20 protein-coding genes and 1 tRNA gene are annotated in these 22,456 nt (G+C 44.5%); 11 read left to right on the top strand and 10 right to left on the bottom strand.

The genetic code is table 11. The features are described from left to right. Positions 1–18 precede the first annotated feature (18 nt). Positions 19–465, top strand: a complete 447-nt coding sequence (locus tag T426_RS0106255) for a type I restriction enzyme HsdR N-terminal domain-containing protein (protein WP_199898461.1) — start codon at positions 19–21, stop codon at positions 463–465. Here T426_RS0106255 and T426_RS0106250 read toward each other — a convergent pair. The 4 genes from T426_RS0106250 to T426_RS22920 all read right to left on the bottom strand — a co-directional run bounded on the left by T426_RS0106250 (position 462) and on the right by T426_RS22920 (position 5,935). Then, complete coding sequence (locus tag T426_RS0106250; protein WP_025863318.1) at positions 462–995, bottom strand: GNAT family N-acetyltransferase; 534 nt, start codon at positions 993–995, stop codon at positions 462–464. The genes T426_RS0106255 and T426_RS0106250 overlap by 4 nt on opposite strands. Continuing rightward, positions 973–2,955, bottom strand: coding sequence for a glycosyltransferase (locus T426_RS22925; protein ID WP_025863317.1), 1,983 nt, complete (start codon positions 2,953–2,955; stop codon positions 973–975). Before T426_RS22925 ends, T426_RS0106250 begins: the two co-directional genes overlap by 23 nt. Before the next feature lie 61 nt (positions 2,956–3,016). Continuing rightward, entirely contained in the window at positions 3,017–3,643 is a 627-nt protein-coding gene (gene recR, locus T426_RS0106240) for a recombination mediator RecR (protein WP_025863316.1), read from the bottom strand. A 78-nt stretch (positions 3,644–3,721) separates the two neighbouring features. Next, positions 3,722–5,935 (bottom strand): pyruvate formate lyase family protein, encoded by a 2,214-nt coding sequence (locus T426_RS22920; protein ID WP_081782358.1) that lies wholly within the window; start codon positions 5,933–5,935, stop codon positions 3,722–3,724. Between the two features lie 247 nt (positions 5,936–6,182). Between T426_RS22920 and T426_RS25915 the strand changes: the two genes are divergently transcribed. Next, on the top strand, positions 6,183–6,554 hold the full coding sequence (locus T426_RS25915) for a hypothetical protein (RefSeq protein WP_159103294.1): 372 nt from the start codon (positions 6,183–6,185) through the stop codon (positions 6,552–6,554). Between the two features lie 40 nt (positions 6,555–6,594). Here T426_RS25915 and T426_RS0106225 read toward each other — a convergent pair whose 3' ends face one another. Next, positions 6,595–8,049: a carbon starvation CstA family protein gene (locus T426_RS0106225; RefSeq protein WP_025863313.1), complete on the bottom strand. Its 1,455-nt coding sequence runs from the start codon at positions 8,047–8,049 to the stop codon at positions 6,595–6,597. Between the two features lie 138 nt (positions 8,050–8,187). Next, a tRNA-Met gene (locus T426_RS0106220) sits at positions 8,188–8,261 on the bottom strand. Between the two features lie 185 nt (positions 8,262–8,446). Here T426_RS0106220 and T426_RS0106215 point away from each other — a divergent pair. From T426_RS0106215 to fmt, 7 genes are all read left to right on the top strand, one after another. Further along, entirely contained in the window at positions 8,447–8,818 is a 372-nt protein-coding gene (locus T426_RS0106215) for an START-like domain-containing protein (protein ID WP_025863312.1), read from the top strand. A gap of 68 nt (positions 8,819–8,886) precedes the next feature. Beyond that, the gene (locus T426_RS22915) at positions 8,887–10,395 is read left to right on the top strand and encodes an LptF/LptG family permease (RefSeq protein ID WP_025863311.1); all 1,509 of its coding nucleotides are present in this window, start codon (positions 8,887–8,889) and stop codon (positions 10,393–10,395) included. Next, positions 10,370–11,581, top strand: coding sequence for a glycosyltransferase family 4 protein (locus tag T426_RS22910; protein WP_051568947.1), 1,212 nt, complete (start codon positions 10,370–10,372; stop codon positions 11,579–11,581). Before T426_RS22915 ends, T426_RS22910 begins: the two co-directional genes overlap by 26 nt. Next, positions 11,574–12,794 (top strand): glycosyltransferase family 2 protein, encoded by a 1,221-nt coding sequence (locus T426_RS0106200; RefSeq protein ID WP_025863308.1) that lies wholly within the window; start codon positions 11,574–11,576, stop codon positions 12,792–12,794. Before T426_RS22910 ends, T426_RS0106200 begins: the two co-directional genes overlap by 8 nt. A gap of 43 nt (positions 12,795–12,837) precedes the next feature. Further along, on the top strand, positions 12,838–14,076 hold the full coding sequence (locus T426_RS0106195; RefSeq protein WP_025863307.1) for a bifunctional 3,4-dihydroxy-2-butanone-4-phosphate synthase/GTP cyclohydrolase II: 1,239 nt from the start codon (positions 12,838–12,840) through the stop codon (positions 14,074–14,076). A gap of 316 nt (positions 14,077–14,392) precedes the next feature. Further along, on the top strand, positions 14,393–14,581 hold the full coding sequence (locus T426_RS26285; protein ID WP_373278060.1) for a C1orf53 family protein: 189 nt from the start codon (positions 14,393–14,395) through the stop codon (positions 14,579–14,581). Positions 14,582–14,637: 56 nt separating this feature from the next. Next, positions 14,638–15,612 (top strand): methionyl-tRNA formyltransferase, encoded by a 975-nt coding sequence (fmt, locus tag T426_RS0106190; protein ID WP_027585420.1) that lies wholly within the window; start codon positions 14,638–14,640, stop codon positions 15,610–15,612. 9 nt (positions 15,613–15,621) lie between these two features. Here fmt and T426_RS0106185 read toward each other — a convergent pair whose 3' ends face one another. Next, complete coding sequence (locus T426_RS0106185; RefSeq protein ID WP_025863305.1) at positions 15,622–16,620, bottom strand: glucosaminidase domain-containing protein; 999 nt, start codon at positions 16,618–16,620, stop codon at positions 15,622–15,624. 178 nt (positions 16,621–16,798) lie between these two features. Here T426_RS0106185 and cdd point away from each other — a divergent pair, with 178 nt between their 5' ends. After that, a complete protein-coding gene (gene cdd, locus T426_RS0106180) occupies positions 16,799–17,281 on the top strand; it encodes a cytidine deaminase (RefSeq protein WP_025863304.1) in 483 nt (160 codons plus the stop codon). Positions 17,282–17,284: 3 nt separating this feature from the next. Here the strand turns inward: cdd and T426_RS0106175 are convergent, their stop codons facing one another. From T426_RS0106175 to T426_RS0106165, 3 genes are all read right to left on the bottom strand, one after another. Continuing rightward, entirely contained in the window at positions 17,285–17,965 is a 681-nt protein-coding gene (locus T426_RS0106175) for an RluA family pseudouridine synthase (RefSeq protein WP_025863303.1), read from the bottom strand. A 73-nt stretch (positions 17,966–18,038) separates the two neighbouring features. Then, complete coding sequence (panB, locus tag T426_RS0106170; RefSeq protein WP_025863302.1) at positions 18,039–18,854, bottom strand: 3-methyl-2-oxobutanoate hydroxymethyltransferase; 816 nt, start codon at positions 18,852–18,854, stop codon at positions 18,039–18,041. A 161-nt stretch (positions 18,855–19,015) separates the two neighbouring features. Further along, positions 19,016–20,140: an acyltransferase family protein gene (locus T426_RS0106165; protein WP_027585418.1), complete on the bottom strand. Its 1,125-nt coding sequence runs from the start codon at positions 20,138–20,140 to the stop codon at positions 19,016–19,018. 335 nt (positions 20,141–20,475) lie between these two features. Here T426_RS0106165 and dnaK point away from each other — a divergent pair, with 335 nt between their 5' ends. Next, the gene (gene dnaK / locus T426_RS0106160; RefSeq protein WP_025863301.1) at positions 20,476–22,401 is read left to right on the top strand and encodes a molecular chaperone DnaK; all 1,926 of its coding nucleotides are present in this window, start codon (positions 20,476–20,478) and stop codon (positions 22,399–22,401) included. The last annotated feature ends 55 nt before the right edge of the window (positions 22,402–22,456 follow it).

Raw genomic sequence — 22,456 nt, 5'->3', positions numbered from 1 at the left:
TGAACAGAATACTATTTGATGAACCTAAATCTGCCGAAATACAACCTGCGCGTTCGCCTGACTGACGGGAAAAAAAGTGTCTTCGATCCCTGTCGTAAAAAATGGGTTCCGCTAACTCCGGAAGAACGGGTCAGGCAATTGTTTATTCGTTATCTAAACGAAGAAAAGCAATATCCACTCTCCTTAATTGCGGTGGAAATGTCTTTACGCATCAACCGCAATGCCTTCCGCAGCGATCTTGTTATTTTTAGCTCACAAGGCACACCTTTGCTAGCTGTAGAATGTAAAGCACCGAAGGTAAAAATTACCCAGGAAACCTTTGACCAAATTGCACGATACAATATGCAGCTAAAAGTCAAATACCTTGTGGTGACCAATGGGATACAGCATTATTGCTGTCGATTCTCGACCGAAGCAAACAGTTACGAATTTTTACCCATCATTCCGGATTATCAATCCCTCTAATCTTCAGGATTTATCAACTGAAACAAATGCTCATCTTTCCATCCCCGGGCGTCACGAATCCAGTCTTTGCGAGTTCCTGCCAACTCAAATCCGAATTTTTTAAATAACCCGATACTGGCTTCATTGTTCGCATCGATGTTGGCATAAACCATATGAAGGTTCAACCGCTTGAAACAGTATTCCAAAACAAGTTTCAATGCTTCAGTGGCATAACCATTTTTTCGATCTTCGGGTTCACCAATCAAAATTCCGATGCCGGCACGTGAATGGTGCGGTTCAAAATCAAACAGGTCAATCGCGCCTACTGCCCGGCCTTCGCTGTTTTCAACCATCAAACGAAGTTGTTTACTCTCGTAAATATCTTTGTCCGAGTTTTTGATGTAAAGCGCCAGTAAATATTTCGAAAACGGAGCCAGCGTATCGCTGACTTCCCAAACTTCACTGTTGTTTTCCCAGCGGTACAGCAGTTCAATATCTTCAGGCTCGAGCGCCCTCAATGTGATTTTCTCACTCTTCAGGTATTGTGTCATACGATGTAGTGTTTCCCAGTTTGGATATATTTCGACAAATTATTTCCAGATCGTTCCAAATCCGGTAATCTTTAGCATACAATGTATTAATTTTTTTCACATCCGCGAGGTCTTCCAATTCCGTTGTTCTGTCGACACATGACAATACGCCGGGAAGCAAAACCGGCAATTCAATATCTGTTTCAGCTTCTTCCACGAAGTATCCTACCCATGTTTTGTTTCCCTTCAGTACCTCGAATATGTTAGATAAGTAGTTTTTTTTCGACTTAATGAAAGGTAGAAGAAAAGGCGACAGAATAAATCCCAACGTAGAGATCGTCACATCAAACATTCTTTTACGCCTCCTGTTTTCCGGCAAACTAATCGCATTAATATCGAATAAAATCAAGTCGCCGGTATCGTTGGCCGAATGGCTGGCAATAAAAAAGCCTTCCCTGGAATTATATATCCTGAAGCGGAGCGATTGGCTGCTAACCTGCACCATCGAGCGAATCATTTCTCCGGTAGGAACATCTTCGGCACAATACACTACCTCGTCTACCCGATTGATGCGGACAATTTCCGGTAATTGAGTGAGCGTGCCCAACGTATCTCCGGTTTCGTCCTCTTCATGTAACACAACGCTACCCAACCATTGACTGCGGTTTCCCTGCTGAACTAAAATCTCCCTTACTTTTTGGTTTTGGTTGCGGGAACCAACTGATACAATGCGCCTGTTTTTTTCCTTTCCGGCAGGATAATTCATCCAACCCGATTTCGCCATCAAAAGCCTTGCTGGCAACAACGTGAGCAAGCCCCAACCGGCCTCCAGGAGAATAATAGCTCGCGAGAATCGCATGTTTTCACTCATCAGCGAATAAGCTACCAGTAAAACCAACGCAGCCGTGAACCAGCTTCGAAAAAAACCGCGAATGCGCCAATGACGATGATATGCACCGGAAAGCGCGAGAGAAAAGACAAATAAAAGCACATAAACAGGAATGACCGTCTGCAACAGACCTTCCGGATAATAGCCGGGCTCGTGTGCTATTGTCTCCCAAACCGGCACCAACCAACTGAAGCCGGCAAACATCAGCAACGCATCAACCAGGGGTTTCCAAAGCCGCTCTGCCGCTCTTTTCAGTATACTGAGAAAGGCCTTAAAAAATATGGCCAAACGAATCAGAAGGCTAAACAGTTTTGCACCGGACGTCAAGTAATGCTTCCGCACGAAAATGAGCATGGCTTTGTAAAACAAGCGCACGTAATTAAAACTTCCTTTGCGCGTACTTTCGCCTTTGTAGTGGATGATGGTTGTTTCGGGAAAGTAGTAATTCTCATATCCGGCTTGCTGAATCCGGTATGAAAGATCGATGTCTTCTCCATACATAAAAAAAGTTTCATCCAGCAAACCGGTTTGGTCAAGTGTTTCCCGACGAAGCAGCATAAAGGCACCAGCCAGCACATCAATGCGGTTGGTTTTGTCTTCCGGAAGATGCCCCAAGTAATAACGGGCAAAAACAGCAGAACGGGGGAAAAGCCGGGTAAAACCGAAAATCTTGTAAAACGAAGCCAAAGGTGTTGGGAAACCACGTTTTGACTCGGACAGAAATTTTCCGCCCCCGTCAATCATCCGCACACCTAGTCCGCCCGCTTGCGGATGCTCGTCCATAAAAACGATCACTTTCCGGAAGGTATCTTCTTGCACAATCGTATCCGGGTTCAGCAAAAGAATATATTCCCCTTTTGCCTTTCGGATAGCCTGGTTATTTGCTTTGGAGAAGCCAACATTTTCGCGATTAGCAATCAGATTTACCCATGGGAAGGAGTCCCTCAGCATGGAGTGGGAACCATCAGTCGAGTTATTATCAACGACAAAAACTTCCACCTCCAATCCCTCGGATGCTTTCTGCACCGATGCCAGACATTGAGATAGGAAAAATCTGACGTTATAATTGACAATAACGACCGATAATTTCATTGATGGACAGGTTTATATGTTTAAGTCAGGTTAAAATTTCATCCGGTTACCGAAATTTGAATTATTGCCCGAGAGACTGCTCAAACAACTGACGATTAATCAAAGAACGGCCCAACGTAACTTCATCAATATACTCCAGTTCATCGCCAATGGAGACCCCCCGCGCCAGCATGGAAACCTTCACTCCGGAATCTTTTAATTTCTTAAATATATAGAAGTTTGTGCTATCTCCTTCCATCGTGGTGCTCAATGCGAGAATAATCTCCTTCACATCGCCCTCGATGACCCGCTTTATCAATGAATCAACTTCCAGATCTGCAGGCCCGATTCCATCCATCGGAGAGATAATACCACCCAGCACATGAAAGACACCGTGATATTGCTGCGTATTTTCGATGGACATCACATCACGTATGTTCTCCACGACACAAATGGTTGCATGGTCGCGGGAATTATTGCTGCAAATATTGCAAACTTCAGTGTCCGAAATATTCCGGCAAATTTTACAATGCCTTATTTCATCGCGCAAGCGGGTAATGGAACTGCTGAAACGATGCACCTCCTCCTTTTCCTGCTTAAGCAGATGCAGGACCAACCGTAGTGCTGTTTTTTTTCCAATGCCCGGAAGCTTGGCAAATTCCGTTACAGCATTTTCAAGTAATTTAGATGGGAAAGTATCTTGGGTCATGTTTCACAAATTCAGTGTGCCCAAAGGTAAGAAGCATGCCTGAAAAAGAAAAGTGTTTACCAGAAACCTCAAACCGCCTCAATCATCGAGCTGGATGATAATTTGTTCCTGCGTATCGGCATCAAGTTCCACAAAACGGACAGCTCCCGACCCCAGACGTACCATAACATTGCGATAGTTCTCCGGATCACGACGAGCGGCCTCCAATGTGTCTCGATCCAACACGTTTACCACCATTTGCCCAACTCCCAGCTGCCTTAATGCCTGAAGAATGGTGAGTTGTTGTCCCACGTCCAACATTTTACTCACCTGAAAAAGATGCATACCATTTCGTTGAAGAATTTCCGTATCGGGGAAAGTAATTTTTTCAGGGTGACTTTGTAGAATGATACGATGGTTCAGCGAACAATCCAGCAACTCCATCCCTTTTCGCCCATTGGCACTGGCAGCTGTTTTTCGGCCAAAAGCCATATTTATTTTTCCGTTTGCCGGACAATGGGCAAAGTAATGCATGCCCGATTTTTTTGCGTACCCGGAACCTGTATTCGACAATAGCTGATCTATCCTCCGGATAAAATCGTCGGATTTATTCCTGATATCCCGCCGATAAAGTGACTTCGACAGCAATTCCCGTTCACTTTCAAAGCCCTCATAATTTTCGCCAATAATGTAACTCAACTTAACCGGATAAATTAATTTATCCTGAAAAACGATTGAATCAATTGCTGCCAGACTGTCACCAACATTTTTCGCGCCGGCCACTTCTACTCCACTTCCCAGCAGGGGACCCTCACCATCAAAAATGGAATGTCCATCAGAAATGCATTGGTCATGCAGGATGGAAGCATAAATAAAGGATGCCTCCCGGTTGATAACGGTGTTCAATATTTCCTCCTGGATGGCCAGGGCTTCTACGAAATATTCTACCTCCCGGGAAAAGGCATCCCATATGCCATCCAAGTTATGAAATTCGGAGAATTTTCCAAAGTCAGGTCCCACTTCAGTCCCGGAAATAAAATCTCGTCCGCTATTTATCGAAAGCTCAAGTACTTTTAGCAGGTTTATAGCACCGGCGGGTCCGCCGATACTTCGGTGCCAAAACACAAAGCCTCCATTACCATTGGGAATATATTGTTCAGCTTCTTCCTCCGAAACTGCATAATTCTGAACGATGTAAGGCAACAGGCTGGAATCGTTAAATAGAAGCGGATTAATATTTCCTTCCGACAATAAACCCGCAGCCTGCGTAAAAAGCGTCTCATTCTGTCCGTCGTAATACCTAAGACAGATTTGTGGTAACGCCTCTTTTACCGAGGCACTCGTCTGTAGCGCGAGTTGGGCAAACTTGTCGGCTGCTTCTTCGTTTGGACGACCTTTCCCACCAATCACCATTCGTCCTTCAGCTCCTAATTGACGTGCATTGATCAGTAGCCAAAACGATTCCATCAGTTGATGTGCCAACTCTTCTGTCAGTTCTCCGTTTTCTAAATCGCGTACCAGAAAATCGCCAAGACAAACATCAAGACGGCCATAATTCCCGGTTCCCGACAGCAAGGAAAACAAATGAATCAACTGAACAGCTTCTCTGAATGTGGTTGGCTTTGAATCGGATATGGTTTCCAAAGCCGTTGCCATGTGCAGCAATTCCGCCTTGCTTTCTTCATGTACACACTCATCGCTTAAATCGCGGGCGTATACAGCATATTGATTAATAACCCGAACAAGAATATCCAGTGCCCCCAGCATGGAAGTCACGGTTGCCCGCTTTTTATCATCTGCCTCCGCTAAATCAACCGATTGTAATTCCTCGCGAAGTCCAGGGATTCCTTTTTGCAATAACTTTGAATAATCAGGATTGACACCGTTTATGCGATAGTATGGTTCTATAACACCATGATTCTGGAAACGCCTTATCTTATCGGGAGTATACTTTACCTCTGCCTGGCGTTGTGCCGACTTAATTTTAGCAACCGAATTTTCGCCCCGCCAAAAAGCCTCCAGTGTTCTGAGGCGTAATTCAAGTTTAAAACTCAACTGCGGATGTCCCAGCAAGGCGTTCATCCGTGCTCCATCGTAAAAATATCCCAAATAACCTTCGTAAATGGAAATACCTATGGGTAACGGTTCAACTCGTCCGACAAACCGATCGGTTTTACCAACAGGCTGCAATATAGCCGGAAACAATACCTCCAGACAACGCAACTCCCTAACCGAAGGTTCTGCTGTCCGGAACTCCTGGTACACCCGGGTAAACTTTTCCATTATGCAAATCTTCCGACGGAGACTTTTCATATCAAACTAGTTTCGTTTACCTGAAAAATGTAGCTTCCCATTTCCAATTATAACCCGATACTTTATCTGTCAGCTGAAAACAACTTCTTGCCAATTTAATTAAAAATACAAGCGATGCTTCACAATTTTTAAAAACGACTGCCAAACAACACGTTAAAATATGTTAATTAATCTTTAGTCAAAGAATTCAATTAAACTTTTCTTTATCATTCCTATCTTAGGCATGTAATCACTTAATTTCGTTCAGATGAAAACAAGACTCTTATTTATCCTGCTAAGTTTGTTCATGGGAATCGCCATGGCCAATGCACAACCTCGTCGGGGCAATATGTCTGCTGAAGATATTGCCAAACGCCAGACTAAGCAGACAACCGAAGCGTTGAATCTTGATAAAGCCACTTCGGAAAAGTTGTATCAGATCAATCTGAAATATGCCGAAAAAATGAAGGAAGCTTTCGCCGATCGCAGCTCAGATCGCGAAGCTATGCGCGATGAAATGATGTCGATAAGGGACCAAAAGAATAAGGAACTAAATCAACTTTTCACCAAGGAGCAATTCGAGAAATACCAGAAGCATCAGCAGGAAATGATGCAGCAACGAAGAGGCATGAGAAGATAATAAGAAACCCCGGATGATTTCCGGGGTTTTGTTTTTTGAGCTAATCAATTTCGTATTGCAATTTTTTTTCCATCCGACGATATTTTCGCCGGTAACGGTCAAACAATACATACAACAACAACGAAGCGGTCAAACCAACTGTCAGTGATGCTGCCCATGTAATGCTAAATCCTTCCGGGGCAAAGAAGAGGTAGGTGGTTATTACCGTCGTCATGAAAAGCGCCGGCAACAGTGTAACCTGATACAACTTGTTTTCCTGCATCAGATAAACGGTTACCGCCCACAAGACAATCGTCGCCAGTGTTTGGTTCGACCAGGCAAAATAACGCCAGATCACGCCAAAATTGATTTGCGTTAGTAAAAAGCCAATGACGAAAATTGGAATACTCACCAACAATCGGTTCCGGATTGGTCCTTGCGGGAATTTCAGAAAGTCAGAAACAATTAATCGTGCACTGCGAAAAGCGGTATCACCCGATGTGATGGGTGCAGCAACAACCCCCAGCAATGCAAGTAACCCGCCAACTTTCCCCAGCAGCGAATTAGAAATCTCATTCACGACAAATGCTGCGTTTCCCTGCTGCGCGATCATCACGTCATTCAGCTTGCCTACGCCACCAAAGAAACTCATACTAATAGCCGCCCAAATCATGGCTACTACAGCTTCCGAAATCATCGCTCCGTAAAACACCCGGCGTCCGTATTTCTCATTGGTAATACAGCGTGCCATCAATGGAGACTGCGTTGCGTGAAAGCCGGAAATCGCCCCGCAGGCGATGGTGATGAATAACATCGGGAAAACCGGAAATTGTTCCGAGGCATGGTGCCGATTTGTGAATGATTCAACCGTAAGTTCCGGTATCGGGATCCCTTTCACCAATATAGCAATCATCAATCCTACAGCCATGAAGAGTAAGGAAAATCCGAAAATGGGATAGAGTTTGCCAATCAGCTTATCGATGGGTAACATAGTAGCTGCCAGGTAGTAAATAAAAACGATGGTTACCCAGAAGCCAACACCTCCAAATCCGGATGTCATATCGCTCAGGATTTTGGCCGGCCCCATGATGAATACCGCACCGACGATAACCATCAGAAAAACCGTAAAAGCCCGCATGAACTGCTTCATGCCATTCCCAAGGTAAATACCAGTTATTTCAGAAATACTCAATCCATTGTGCCGGATGGATAGCATACCGGAAAAATAATCGTGCACGGCACCGCCAAACACTGAGCCCAGCACAATCCAAAGAAAAGCCACGGGCCCCCACATCGCCCCGGCAACCGCACCAAAAATGGGGCCGAGGCCGGCAATATTCAAAAACTGAATCAGAAAAATCTTCCACCATGGAAGAGGAAGATAATCCACTCCATCGTTCATTGTTATGGCTGGCGTTTTCCTTCCGGGATCTGCTCCCGCCATTCGCTCTACAAAGCGGCCGTAAAAATGATACCCCAGTAAAAGAAAGGCCAGTGCAGACAGAAAAGTGATCATTGGTTTAATGGTTGGTTTCAGCAGCGAAAAATGCAAAATATTATGGTTCCAAAACCAATCAATGAAGCTATTATTCAACACGCCAACCATCTTCAATAAAAAGAAAAAGGTCTGCAAGTAATTACCTGCAGACCTTAGTAGCGAGAGCCGGGCTTGAACCGGCGACCTCATGATTATGAATCATGCGCTCTAACCAGCTGAGCTACCTCGCCATTTTTTCGCGTTAGCGGGTGCAAATATAATATGTTTCCGTCATCTGTCAACAGCTTTGCTCAAATTTTTGAGGTTTTTTTCCGCCAACAGATCCCGCTCGTGCTTGCCAAACTGGAATAATTTACTATTTTGCAGTAAAATGTTACCCCACTTGAAAACTTAACTTAAGTTCAATTAAACCGCAATGAAGAAACTTCAGCTCGAATATAATTTCAAATCATCACCTTCCGTTTTATTTAGCCGATTAAGTACTGCTTCGGGATTATCAGAATGGTTTGCCGATAATGTGACTGTACGGGGAAAAACATACACATTTGTTTGGGACAGTACCGAACAGGAAGCCGAAATGATCGGCAGCCGGCAAAATGATATGGTCCGCTTCCGCTGGACAGACTGTGGTGAAGATTGCTACTTTGAATTCAAGGTTGCCCGCGATGAACTAACAGGTGATGTTTCGTTGGTTATTACTGATTTTGTTGAAGAAGACGAAATTGACGATGCCAAAGATCTCTGGAACTCCCAAATTGCTGAGTTGAAACATGCACTCGGCTCCTAATCTCATTTGTTCAAAATCCCAAAAATACATTAGCTTTGTGAAGGTTTGAGATTTGACTTATAACTTTCATGAAGCAACTTTATAAATATATGATAAACCGGTTCGTCGGACCGTTTTTCATGACTTTTTTTATCACGGTTTTCGTCCTCCTCATGCAATTCTTATGGAAGTACCTGGACGAATTTGTAGGTAAAGGATTGGATGGCGAGGTCATTGCCGAATTAATGCTGTATGCCATCTCCAGTCTGATTCCATTGGCTTTACCTCTCTCCATGCTCCTCGCTTCGATTATGACTTTTGGGGATTTAGGCGAGAATAACGAGTTGCTCGCGATGAAAGCGGCCGGCATTTCGCTGACCCGCATTATGAGACCGCTCATATTTTTAAGTGTTTTTGTCAGCCTCTTTGCTTTCTATTTTGCCAATGATGTTATGCCGGTTACCAACCGCAAATTTGCTGCTTTGCTACTCAGCATCCGTTACCAGAAACCCGAGTTGATAGTCAAAGACGGCGTATTCTCAAACGAAATAGATGGTTACTCCATTAAAGTCGGCAGGAAATCCAAAAAAACCGACAAGCTCTACAATATCATGATCTACGATCACACGAAGAATGAAGGAAATACCTCCGTCACTGTGGCTGATTCCGGTATCATGAAAATGAGTGAAGACAAGAAATTTATGGTGCTGACGCTTTTCGCGGGCGAAGCATATACCGATCAGGAACCGAACCCGCGCCGCCGTAATAACGAATATCCATTTCGAAGGGACAAATTCAGCAAAGAAGTTCTGATAACTCCCATAAAAGGAATGGATTTTAAGCGAAAGGACGAAAGTTCGGTTGGTAATTTTTACAAGGCGCTTAGTTTGCGTCAATTGTCGTCCAGTGCCGATTCCATGGCCAAAGAGCTGAACAAACGAAGGACTGATTTCTCTGTTAAGCTAAACTATTTATCGCCGCTTACGCGTGAAGTGGTTTCGTATGCGCGAACCGACAGCTCCGTCACGTCCAAGTTAGCGATGGACGAATATGTTGATGTCGACAGTATACTGAACCACATGAACAGGAACGTAAAAATGGACATTGTTAGCCAGGCACTCCGAAATGCCCGTTCCAACAAACGTTCGCTTCAACAGGCCAAGGATGACCTGGATCTTCGAACCAAATGGCTGAACAAATATTGGGTCGAATGGCATCGGAAGTTCACCTTGTCGCTGGCATGTCTCATCTTCTTCTTCATTGGAGCGCCATTGGGAGCGATTATCCGGAAAGGCGGACTGGGAATGCCACTCGTTATCTCCATCGTCCTTTTCATTTTCTATTACATTATTTCCATGACCGGTGAAAAAATGTCGCGCGAAGGTGTAGGACACATTTGGGAAGGTATGTGGTTCTCTTCCCTGTTATTTTTGCCGGCCGGTATTTTTCTTACGTATAAAGCTGCCAACGACTCTGTCATCCTCAATATAGATGCATATGCTGAAATCTTCCGGAAACTGAATCCGTTCAAAAAGAAGAAAAAGAAGGATGAAGAGGAAGAGCCTAAACAACATGAAAATCCTCTCACTGGCCAATAAAGTACCATTTCCACGAAAAGATGGTGGTGCCATCGGTATTTTGAATATTCTGGAAGGTTATGTGGATAACGGGCATCAGGTTACCCTGTTAGCCATGAACACGCCCAAACACCACATTCACGAAAGGGAATTGCCAATTGGTCTTACATCAAAAATTAGATTTAAACTGGTAGATGTCGACACCAATATCAGAATAACGAAATTGGTCATTAACTGGTTATTCTCGACAAAAGCATACATCCTCGAACGCTTCATTTCACCACTATTCAAAAAGCAATTAATCCGCCTCTTACAGGAAGAATCCTTCGACGTCATCCAACTCGAGGGGCTTTATCTCTGTCCCTATATCATGGCAATCCGGAAATATTCACAAGCCAAAATCATTTTCCGGGCCCACAATGTGGAGCATGAAATTTGGGAACGAACGGCTCAGGTTGAAAAAAGATTCAAGCAATTCTACCTGAAAAATATGGTTTACCGCTTACGCAAAGCTGAAATCGGTTTTCTGAATCAGTATGACATTCTTTCCACGGTAACCGAACGAGACAAGGAAAAACTCAACGAGTTGGGCAATCGAAAACCGGCAATCGTTATGCAGCCGGGTTTTACCATCGAGGAAAAGCCAGCTGGCGAACTTACCTTTCCATTATCGATTGGCTTTCTGGGTGCTCTCGATTGGATACCCAATCAAATTGGATTGAAGTGGTTTGTGGACAAATGCTGGCCGCGAATTCATTCTTGCCATCCGGATTCTCAATTTTGGGTAGCTGGACGAAACGCGCCTGACGGCTTCAGCAAATACCTCAACCATCCCGGGATCCAATTCCAGGGTGAGATTGAAAATGCGCATGAATTTATTTCAAATCGAAGCATCCTCGTCGTACCATTACTTTCGGGAAGTGGCGTCCGTGTGAAAATTCTGGAAGGTCTGACGATGGGAAAAGCCATTGTTACCACCAGCATCGGAGCCGAGGGAATTCCGGTACACACTGGAAATGAATTACTAATAGCCGACACTCCGGAATATTTCGCCAATTCAGTGATTCAATTGCTCGACTCTCCTGATCGCATTCAACAATTAGGACACGAAGCCTTCAGATTCGCTTCGGAACACTACCGATACGACAAAGCAGTTGTTCCTTTTCTCCAATTTTTGGAAAAACAAAAGGAGGTGCACCATGTCTGATGTCGCCGTTCCCGTATTCTGGATCTGTGCATTCATTATTCTCTATTCATTTGGCGGATATGGTATTTTCCTTTGGGTAATTCTGAAAATCCAACAATTATTCAGGAGGAAAGAAAAACCTTCATATTCAGAGAGCGATTCTCCGGAGCCGAAAGTCTGTCTTTTTGTCACAGCTTATAATGAGAGTGCTCACGTAAGACAAAAAGTCGAAAACTCCCTGGCCCTTGATTATCCCAAAGAAAAGCTACAGTTGATTTGGGTTACAGATGGCTCGACAGATGATACGCCTGACATCGCAGCTACCTATCCGCAAGTAGAAGTATTTCACCAACCCGAGCGCAAGGGAAAAGCGCATGCGCTCAACAGGGGAATTGCATTTGTCAAGGCTCCCATCGTTGTATTTACCGACAGCAATACCCTTTTATCTAAAGGAACCATTCGGGCCATTGTCCGTGAGTTCCGTCACCCAAAAGTTGGTTGTGTTGCCGGCGAAAAAAGAATTGCAAACGATAACTCCTCAACACCGGTTGCATCCGGAGAAGGCTTGTACTGGCGAATTGAATCGTGGCTAAAGAAACTAGACAGCCGGTTTTACAGTACGATTGGTGCTGCCGGCGAAATTTTTGCCATCAGAACTGAGCTTTATTCTGAGCTCGAAGAAGATACTTTGCTGGATGATTTCATTCTATCCATGCGAATTACCATGAAGGGTTACCGGATTGCATACGCGGCAGATGCTCAGGCTACCGAGTTTGCATCCTCCGATGCGCGGGAAGAAATGAAACGCAAAGTCAGAATCGCTGCTGGAGCTTTTCAGGCCATTGCCAGATTACCGGAACTTTTAAATCCATTCAGGTATGGCAGACTCTCTTTCCAGTACTTTTCTCATAAAGTTCTTCGCTGGACACTGGCACCACTCTCACTCCCCATTCTCTTACTTTCGGGAATTTACCTGTCATTTCCCACATCCGTTCCCGGGCTTACCGTTTACCAGGTAGCGACAGTTTTGCAACTACTTTTTTACTTATTCGCTCTCTTCGGATATCTGCTGCAACGAAGAAATATTCAGTCAGGTTGGTTCTTCGCTCCTTATTATTTCACACTAATGAACTTCGCCTATTTTCCCGGTTTTGTCAGGCATTTATTCGGTACGCAAACGGTATTATGGGAAAAGGCACAACGTTCAGACTCATTCCACGAAGGATTTTCTTAATTTTGCGCTCGAAAGTATTTCTGGCTTTCGAAAAAATAAAAAAATGACAGACTTTAAACTCAATACCATCGACGAAGCAATACACGATATCCGTGACGGGAAATTGGTGATTGTTGTGGACGATGAAGACCGTGAAAATGAAGGTGACTTTATTGCTGCCGCAGAAAAAATAACCCCTGAAATGGTCAATTTCATGGCCACAGAGGGACGAGGACTTATTTGCGCTCCTATTACTGAAGAGCGTTGTAACGAGCTGGAACTGGAGATGATGGTAGGGAAAAATACGTCTCTGCACGAAACTCCCTTTACCGTATCAGTTGATGCTGTAGTCCCGGGGGTTACAACCGGAATTTCAGCTCACGACCGGGCAGTAACCATTCGTTTGTTGGCCGATTCGAAGACCCGTCCCGAAGATTTGGGGCGTCCCGGACACATTTTTCCGCTGAAAGCGAAAAACCGCGGTGTTTTGCGCCGTTCGGGACATACCGAAGCGGCTGTTGACCTGGCTTGGATGGCAGGATTACAACCGGCCGGTGTCTTGGTCGAAATCATGAACCAAGATGGCACTATGGCACGTCTTCCGCAGTTAATGAAAATTGCGGCAAAGTTTGGTCTAAAGATCATCAGCATTGCAGACCTGATTGCCTACCGAATTCAAACCGAGAGTCTTATCGAGCGGGGTGAAGAAGTACATTTGCCCACGGCATTTGGCGATTTCAGACTTATTCCGTTCCGGCAGAAATCAAACGGAGTGGAACATATGGCCTTACTAAAAGGAAAGTGGAAACCCGGAGAACCGGTTATGGTGCGGGTACATTCTTCTTGTGCCACCGGTGACATTTTCGGCTCGCTTCGTTGCGAATGCGGCGATCAGCTGCATAAGTCAATGGAGCTAATCGAAAAGGAAGGTCAGGGAGCCATTGTATACATTCAACAAGAAGGCCGCGGCATTGGCCTGATGAATAAAATCAAAGCCTACAAATTGCAGGAAGAAGGCCTCGATACCGTTGATGCCAATGTTCATTTGGGCTTCGATCCGGATGAACGCGATTACGGTGTAGGCGCGCAAATCATTCGCAGCCTGGGCATCGAAAAAATGCGGTTGATGACCAATAATCCGGTAAAACGTGTCGGATTAGAAGGCTATGGATTAAAAGTTGTGGAAACCGTCCCGATTGAAGTAAAACCGAATCAGTTTAACGAGTTTTACATGAAAACCAAACGGGACCGGATGGGACATTCTCTGGAGCGTTTCAATTACGGTGATCATACAAAAGAATAACAATATGTAAAAGGAGGTTAAGCCTCCTTTTTTATCTCATTTGGATTCTTTCTCCCACTTATTTCTGTTTTTTATAAACATATTATTGAAAATTGACAAAACAGGGACGAATGGGATGCCCAGCGTATCTTTTGACAGTTATTTGTTCCATCTAATATTTGACAAGGGAAAATAATTGGGGTAACTTTATTAGTGAGGATTTAGGTTGGTTTAGGTTTAGTTTTGGTTTAGACCTAATTTTTCTGTTTTTAAGGTTTCCCTGAAAATTTTCTTCCATCTTTCAGGGAAACCTTTTTTTGCATTCTTTTGAAGTGATATGATGTGGGATGACATAGAATACAGTGACAATTTACAGGACGGTGAAGATTACTATCTAACTAAAGAAGGTTACCGGGTAATGACGGAAAAATACCTGAAACAACGTGGCTACTGCTGTGGTAACGGATGCAGACATTGTCCTTATTTTCCAAAAGCTCAAAAAGGAAATCGTAATTTAAGGGAATAGACTCATTTTCGGTCCTGAAAAAGAGTCAAATAATAACAAAATACAAACTGAAGATTATGCAAGGTAAAGACATTCGTATTGTTTTTATGGGCACACCCGATTTTGCCGTTGAGAGTTTAAAAGCACTTATAGAAAACGGTTACAATGTGGTTGGTGTTGTCACCACGCCGGATAAGCCTTCGGGCCGGGGACAAAAAATGCATATGTCCGCGGTAAAGCAGTACAGTATGTCTCAAAATATACCGGTATTGCAACCCGAAAAACTGAAGGACCCGGTTTTTATTGACGAACTTAAGTCCTTGAATGCAGATTTGCAGGTAATAGTTGCTTTCCGTATGCTTCCCGAGATCGTATGGGGTATGCCTTCCATGGGCACCTTTAACCTTCACGCATCCCTGTTACCTCAATATCGGGGAGCCGCTCCGTTAAACTGGGCGGTTATTAACGGCGAAACGGAAAGCGGAGTTTCCACCTTCTTGCTCAAACACGAAATTGATACCGGAAATATTCTTTTTCAGGAAAAAGTTCCCATCGGCCCTGATGAGACGGTAGGTGACCTACACGATAAACTAATGGAAGTAGGTGCCCAGCTAGTCATGAGAACCGTTGATGCTTTAGCAGAGGGAACAGCCAAAGGTATTGCTCAGGATGTCCTTATTGCACGCGGAGCAGCTGTAAAACCAGCACCAAAAATCTTTAAAGACGATTGCCGTATCGACTGGAGTAAGCCCGGAACACAAATTCACAATCTCATCCGGGGACTCAGCCCTTATCCGGCTTCATGGACCGTTTTCCGGGAAAATGACGGAGAGAAGGAAATCCCTATCAAAATTTATCGTGCGCGTTTTGAAAAACACGACGATGTTGCAACTCCCGGTACGGTTATCGTCCCAAATCGGAAGGAATTAAAAATTGCCTGCCAGGATGGTTTTGTAAGCATTACTGAATTACAAATGGCCGGAAAAAAACGCATGAATATAGCAGATTTTCTGCGTGGCTTTCAAAATGCCGAGCAGTTCCATGCCATCTAAGGGCGGCCATTAACGCTTCCTCGGCTTTTTCTTCCTCAACCAGATTTGTTGTCCTGGCTTCGGTTCATCGCCTTGTTTCATCCGGTTTTTGCGGTACAGCGATTTCAGGCGGATGCCATATTGCTGCGAAATCTGCCACATGGTTTCACCAGCCAGTGCTATATGATAATTATTTCCGCTGGCTGCACGACTTGGTTTCATTTCAAGATAGACAATGGATGACTCGGCAGGTTCGTGCCCTTTTTCCGTATCGTTATAGTTGAAAATTTCCCAATCTTTCAAACCATATTCTGCAGCCAGCTCTTCATATGTGTCACCTTTACGAGCTCGAATCGATTTAGTGCCGTTGCGCTCAACCACCGATTGGCTATCTGAAATATCTATGGAAAAGTGATCGATACGGTTGTCCTCCTTGCCTGATGGCTGCTCGCTGTAATCAGGCTGCTCTTTTCCGGATGTTGCTACAGCTTCTTTGGTCGCATCGTAATTTTTATCTAAATCATAAAGCTGGTACTGTTCGATGATTCGGATCAATCGCTCAGGATAACGCGGATCGGTTGCATAGCCTGCCTTCTTCAAGCCTCTTGCCCATCCTTTGTAATCGGTAATTTTCAGTTTGAATAATGCCGCATACCGTACATTGTTCCGAAGAAAAAGCGAATGATCGCGATAAGATTCCCAGGCCGATTTGTATTTTCTAAAGCACTCCCTCCTCGAATCATCATCATGCCTCACACTTTTCCCGGTCCAACCGTTATTGCATTTTATGCCGAAGTGATTGTTTGCATCACGCGCTAAAGAAGAATTTCCGTCTCCCGATTCAAGACACCCCTGCGCCATAGTGATGCTCGCGGGGATATGAAACTGATTCATTTCTGCGATAGCAACTTTGGCATAACGATTAATATATTGTTGCCGGGTCATTCGGCGAGCTTCGTCACCCTTAGCCGTAAAACTGGACAACAGTACGATAAAAGAAATAAACAAGGAGCGTATCTGGGGTCTCATATTTTCGATTTTATCCCAAAAATAAAAAAAAAGAGGTTCCACAGCAGGAGAATGACAGCTTTCGCTCAGAAATTGTAAATTTGAACCAAACATGGTATCACATTGCCGGAGTTTCTGTATTTAACGCTTATATAAAAGGAACAATTTCCGGTTTAGGTTACCAGCATAATTTTTTTTCGTGAAAGAGATAGTTTTCAGAATTGCACTGACCGAATATTCCGGCATCGACGAATTGCCGGTTACCGAACAAAAACTTTTACAAAAAGCTCGCGAAGCCGCCAAAGACGCCTATTCGCCGTATTCCGGTTTTAAAGTTGGTTCTGCTGTTTTGTTGGAAAACGGCCAAACCATTACCGGAAATAACCAGGAGAATGCAGCCTATCCGTCCGGATTGTGTGCCGAACGGACCGCACTCTTTTATGCCAGTGCTCAGTTCCCGAATGTTCCCGTTAGCATGATAGCTGTATCGGCACTGAAACAGGAACTCTTGGTTGACAACACCGTCAAACCATGCGGAAGTTGCCGTCAGGTAATGGCTGAGTTTGAGGACCGGTTTGAAAAACCTATCCGCATTATTCTCGACGGACACGACCGAATTGAAGTGCTCGACGGAATAGACAATTTGTTACCACTGAGATTCCGGAAAGAAGCGCTGGATTAATCGCTACAATTTCATTTGTGAGAAATGATCCCAAACAGCGTCACGGGGAGTGGGCGCTGTTATTGATATTTTTTCCTGGCTTACGGGATGAGTAAATTCTATGCTACGGGCATGCAAATGAATCCCGGCATCTTTATTTGAACGGGGGAAACCGTATTTCAAATCGCCTTTGATATGCAGACCGATGGCAGCCAGTTGGGCTCTGATTTGATGATGACGGCCCGTATGCAGCTCTATTTCCAGCAAATGAAAACGATCGGAGGAAGCCAGATAACGGTAGGTCAGCGTAGCAATTTTCCCATTAGCACGACGATTGCTGTAAGCTATCGATTTATTCTTCTCGGGATAACGGACCAGCCAGTGCTCCAACGTATCCGTCTCTTTGAACGGACGCTTATCAACTACCGCCCAATAAGTTTTCCGAATTTCACCTTTATTGCTGAATAATTTATTCAGGCGAGTCAGTGCTTTGGAGGTACGCGCAAAGAGCACAATCCCGCTGGTTGGACGGTCGAGGCGATGTGTTACTCCCAGAAAAACATTACCTGGTTTATTGTATTTCGTCTTCAGATAATCCTTTACATCATCACCCAGTGTCGGGTCACCGGTTTTGTCCCCCTGCACAATGTCGCCACACCGTTTGTTCACTGCAATAATGTGATTATCCTCGTATAAAACCTCCATACCTGAATATTGTGAAAAGGCAAAAAACAAAGGTCAATGAATCACTCACTGACCTCTGCTCAAATTAAATTTATCAATATTGTTCTTTTTCGTTCGGGAAATCCTGCGATTTTACATCCTGAATGTAATTTCCAACAGCTCCCTTAATTTCAGTTGCCAAATTGTGATAACGTCGCAGAAAACGAGGAGAAAATTCCTGTGTAATGCCCAACATGTCATGGATAACCAAAACCTGCCCGTCAACACCGCCACCGGCTCCAATTCCGATAACCGGAATCTTCAATTCTTTCGCCACTCGCTCACCCAGGGATGCCGGAATTTTTTCCAAAACGATTGCAAAACAACCGGCTTCTTCCAACAAACGAGCATCTTCAATTAGTTTCTCAGCTTCGGCATCCTGCTTCGCCCTAACGGTATACGTTCCGTACTTATGAATCGATTGCGGCATTAACCCCAAATGGCCCATTACCGGAATACCTGCGGACAGAATGCGCTCAACCGACTGAATCACTTCTTTTCCACCTTCCATTTTTACCGCATCGGCATGTGTTTCCTTCATGATGCGAATAGAGGAAATCAGCGCTTCCTTCGAATCGCCTTGATAGGTGCCGAATGGCAAATCGACAACCACCAGGGCCCGGTTTACCGCTTTCACCACCGATTTTCCGTGGTAAATCATCTGATCGAGTGTGATGGGCAATGTGGTTTCATGTCCGGCCATCACATTGGAGGCCGAATCCCCCACCAAAATCACATCGATTCCGGCTTCATCCACCAACCTGCCCATACTGTAATCGTACGCGGTAAGCATCGAAATCTTCTCTCCCCGCAACTTCATTTCCGATAAAACATGGGTGGTTACCCGTTTTACTTCTTTATGTACTGACATGTGCACTCAAGATTGATTTGTAGCTTACAAAATTACCAAAAAGCAATGGCAACATTGTCTTTCTTCGCGTAATTATCCTTAAATCGTATTTCATCGAAAAGAAAAAAGGGACTTCTCCAATAAACGGAAAGCCCCTTTCATATCTTAAATCTGCAAATAAATTATACCCGCAGGAAAATCTTCTTCTTATACAAATAGTAAAGCAACAACCACTCAAAAGCAATTCCTCCGATAGTCAAAATGACCATACCAAAATCGCCGGCCGGATTGGCAAGCCATCCGAGGAAGAATTTCGAAATGTTCGCCAGGCTCATTCCAAAAATCCTGACGACCATGTAAATCGTGATAGAGTTCAGTCCAATAACCTGAAAAAATAAAACCCATCCTCGCCATTTCTTCACATCAATGATGTAATAAAACAACGACAGCAAAAGAAAACTAACACCCGCTGTTAGAAGGTCAAACGGAACCGTCCACATGGCTTTGATAATGGGATAAAAGGTAGAAAGCAACAGTGCAACAATGACTAGTGCCGCACCGGTGATAACCAGGAGACCAGCTTTACGGCTATTGGCTGCTTTTCCATCCCGCAAAATCGTTCCGGCCAATGAGCCCATCAGGGTAACTGCAGAGGCAGAGACAATACACAGTAATCCTTCGGGGTCGAATGTACCTCCGTACAATTTTCCCGGCAGGAAATGCTGATCAATCCATGAGTTAATACTACCAACTTTAGTCATCTCACCAGCACCAAATCCCGGAACCGGAACGACCAACTGGAGTAATGCAATCACCAGCAAGATGCCTCCCAGCCAAAACAAGCGAGTACGCACACGGGGGGTATTCATCACAATCAGTGCCGCAAAAAAGTACGCCAGACCAATCTGTCCCAATACACTGGCATAGCGTAAATCACTGAAACCGTTTTCAAATGCCCCGTTGTACAGCAAGCCCAAAATAACCAGCGTGAGCATTCGCTTGGTCACCTTGTTAACTAACTCTCTTTTTGGGGTACCTTTTTCCAGTTTTCCGGTAATGGCATAGGGTATTGCCACCCCCGAAATGAACATAAATAAAGGAAAGATGAGATCGTAAAAATGGAAACCGGACCACGGGACATGTTCCATTTGTTCGGCTACTACATTCAGCCAGCCCCAATCGGTGGCTTTCGCCAGAAAAACAACCAGCGTTCCACCACCGGTAATCCATAACATGTCAAATCCGCGTAAAGTATCCAACGACACCAGACGCTCGTTAATCCGGTTCGGATTGTGTTCAGCATTCATAAGACTTGGATTTAGTTTGCAGGCAGAAATTTAACGATAATGTTTTGACAAACAAATTAACCGCCTGCATTTCAATGATTCAGCGGCCTTCGCTTTATTTCCACTATAATAGTCTTCTACTGACACTCCACTCGCTATAATATCAGTTCGCAACAGAAAAGGGTTTGCTCTGTCGTTTTGTCACGAAAAATGACAGTCTTCCTAAGGGAAATCCGGTTACCGGTGTCAATATTTCACAAAAAACCGGTGAAAATGGATTGGCACAACGATTGATTACTACAGGACGAAATTGAAACGAAATAAACAGACGTATAAATTAAAATACTTTATCAGCAATGGGAAAAATTATTGGAATTGACTTAGGAACAACAAACTCCTGCGTCTCGGTAATGGAAGGAAATGAGCCGGTCGTTATCCCGAACAGCGAAGGGAAAAGGACCACACCATCCATTGTAGCTTTTGTTGAAAATGGCGAACGTAAAATTGGTGATCCGGCCAAACGTCAGGCTATCACCAATCCTCATAAAACCGTATTCTCCATCAAACGCTTCATGGGAGAAACATTTGATCAGGTTCAAAAAGAAGTGAAGCGTGTTTCTTATGAAGTTATTAAAGGAGATAACAATACCCCGCGCGTAAAAATCGACGACCGGATGTATTCTCCGCAGGAAATTTCAGCCATGGTTCTTCAGAAAATGAAGAAAACCGCTGAAGATTACCTGGGACAGGAAGTTACTGAAGCCGTTATCACGGTTCCGGCTTACTTCAACGACTCACAGCGTCAGGCAACCAAAGAGGCTGGTGAAATCGCCGGATTGAAAGTTCGTCGTATCATTAACGAGCCGACCGCCGCATCATTGGCATATGGCCTTGATAAGCGTGACCGGGATATGAAGATTGCCGTATTTGACCTCGGTGGTGGTACTTTCGATATCTCTGTACTGGAACTGGGTGAAGGCGTATTCGAAGTAAAATCAACCGATGGTGATACTCACCTTGGTGGTGACGACTTCGACCAGGTTATTATCGACTGGTTAGCTGACAGTTTCAAAGAAGATGAAGGCATCGATCTGCGTCAGGACCCAATGGCACTGCAGCGTTTGAAAGAAGCTGCTGAGAAAGCCAAAATCGAGTTGTCCAGTTCAACTTCTACCGAAATCAATCTGCCGTACATTATGCCGGTAAACGGTATCCCGAAACACCTGGTGAAAACATTAACACGTGCACAGTTTGAAAGTCTGGCTGACTCGCTGATTACAGCTACGCTGGAACCTTGCCGTCGTGCCATGAAAAATGCCGGAGTTTCTCCTTCAGATATTGACGAAGTGATTCTGGTTGGTGGTTCAACCCGTATTCCTGCCGTACAGGAAAGAGTACAGCAATTGTTCGGCAAAGCTCCTTCAAAAGGTGTAAACCCCGATGAGGTTGTAGCCGTTGGTGCAGCTATTCAGGGTGGTGTATTAACCGGTGAAGTAAAAGATGTGTTGTTGCTCGACGTAACTCCGCTGTCACTGGGTATCGAAACCATGGGTGGTGTGATGACCAAATTGATTGAGGCCAACACCACTATTCCAACGAAGAAAACGGAAACCTTTACTACAGCAGCTGACAATCAGCCGTCAGTAGAAATACATATTTTGCAGGGTGAACGCCCAATGGCTACCGGAAACAAATCTATCGGTCGTTTCCACCTCGACGGACTGCCGCCAGCACCGCGTGGCGTACCTCAGATTGAAGTAACCTTCGATATTGATGCCAACGGTATTCTGCACGTAACTGCAAAAGACAAAGCTACCAGCAAAGAGCAATCGATTCGTATCGAAGCTTCATCTGGCTTGAGCGACGATGAAATCAAACGGATGAAACAGGAAGCTGAAGCAAATGCTGAAGCCGACAAGCAGGCCCGCGAAAAAATCGATAAGCTGAACCAAGCTGATAGCCTGATTTTCCAGACGGAAAAACAGCTGAAAGAGTTTGGTGACAAATTGCCGGCTGACAAAAAGGCTCCGATTGAAGAAGCATTGAACAAACTGAAAGAAGCACACAAAAACCAGGATTTGGCAGCTATCGATACCGCTACTGCTGAATTGAACCAGGTTTTCCAGGCTGCATCACAGGAAATGTACAATGCAACCAACGCTGAAGCCAGCGCGCAGGGAAATCCACAGGGTGGACAAGCTGGTGGTCAACAGGCCGGAGGTCAGCAAAAAGGTGGTGACGATGACGAAGTAACGGATGTAGATTTCGAGGAAGTCAAATAAGCACCCAATATATATTATTCCACATTTATGCCCGTTCCCAATTTCGGGGGCGGGC

The sequence above is a fragment of the Prolixibacter bellariivorans ATCC BAA-1284 genome (genome assembly GCF_000621705.1).
Taxonomy (GTDB): Bacteria; Bacteroidota; Bacteroidia; order Bacteroidales; family Prolixibacteraceae; genus Prolixibacter; species Prolixibacter bellariivorans.
The sequence above is the reverse complement of the archived record's forward strand: the minus strand, read 5'-3'. Positions and strand labels throughout refer to the sequence as shown.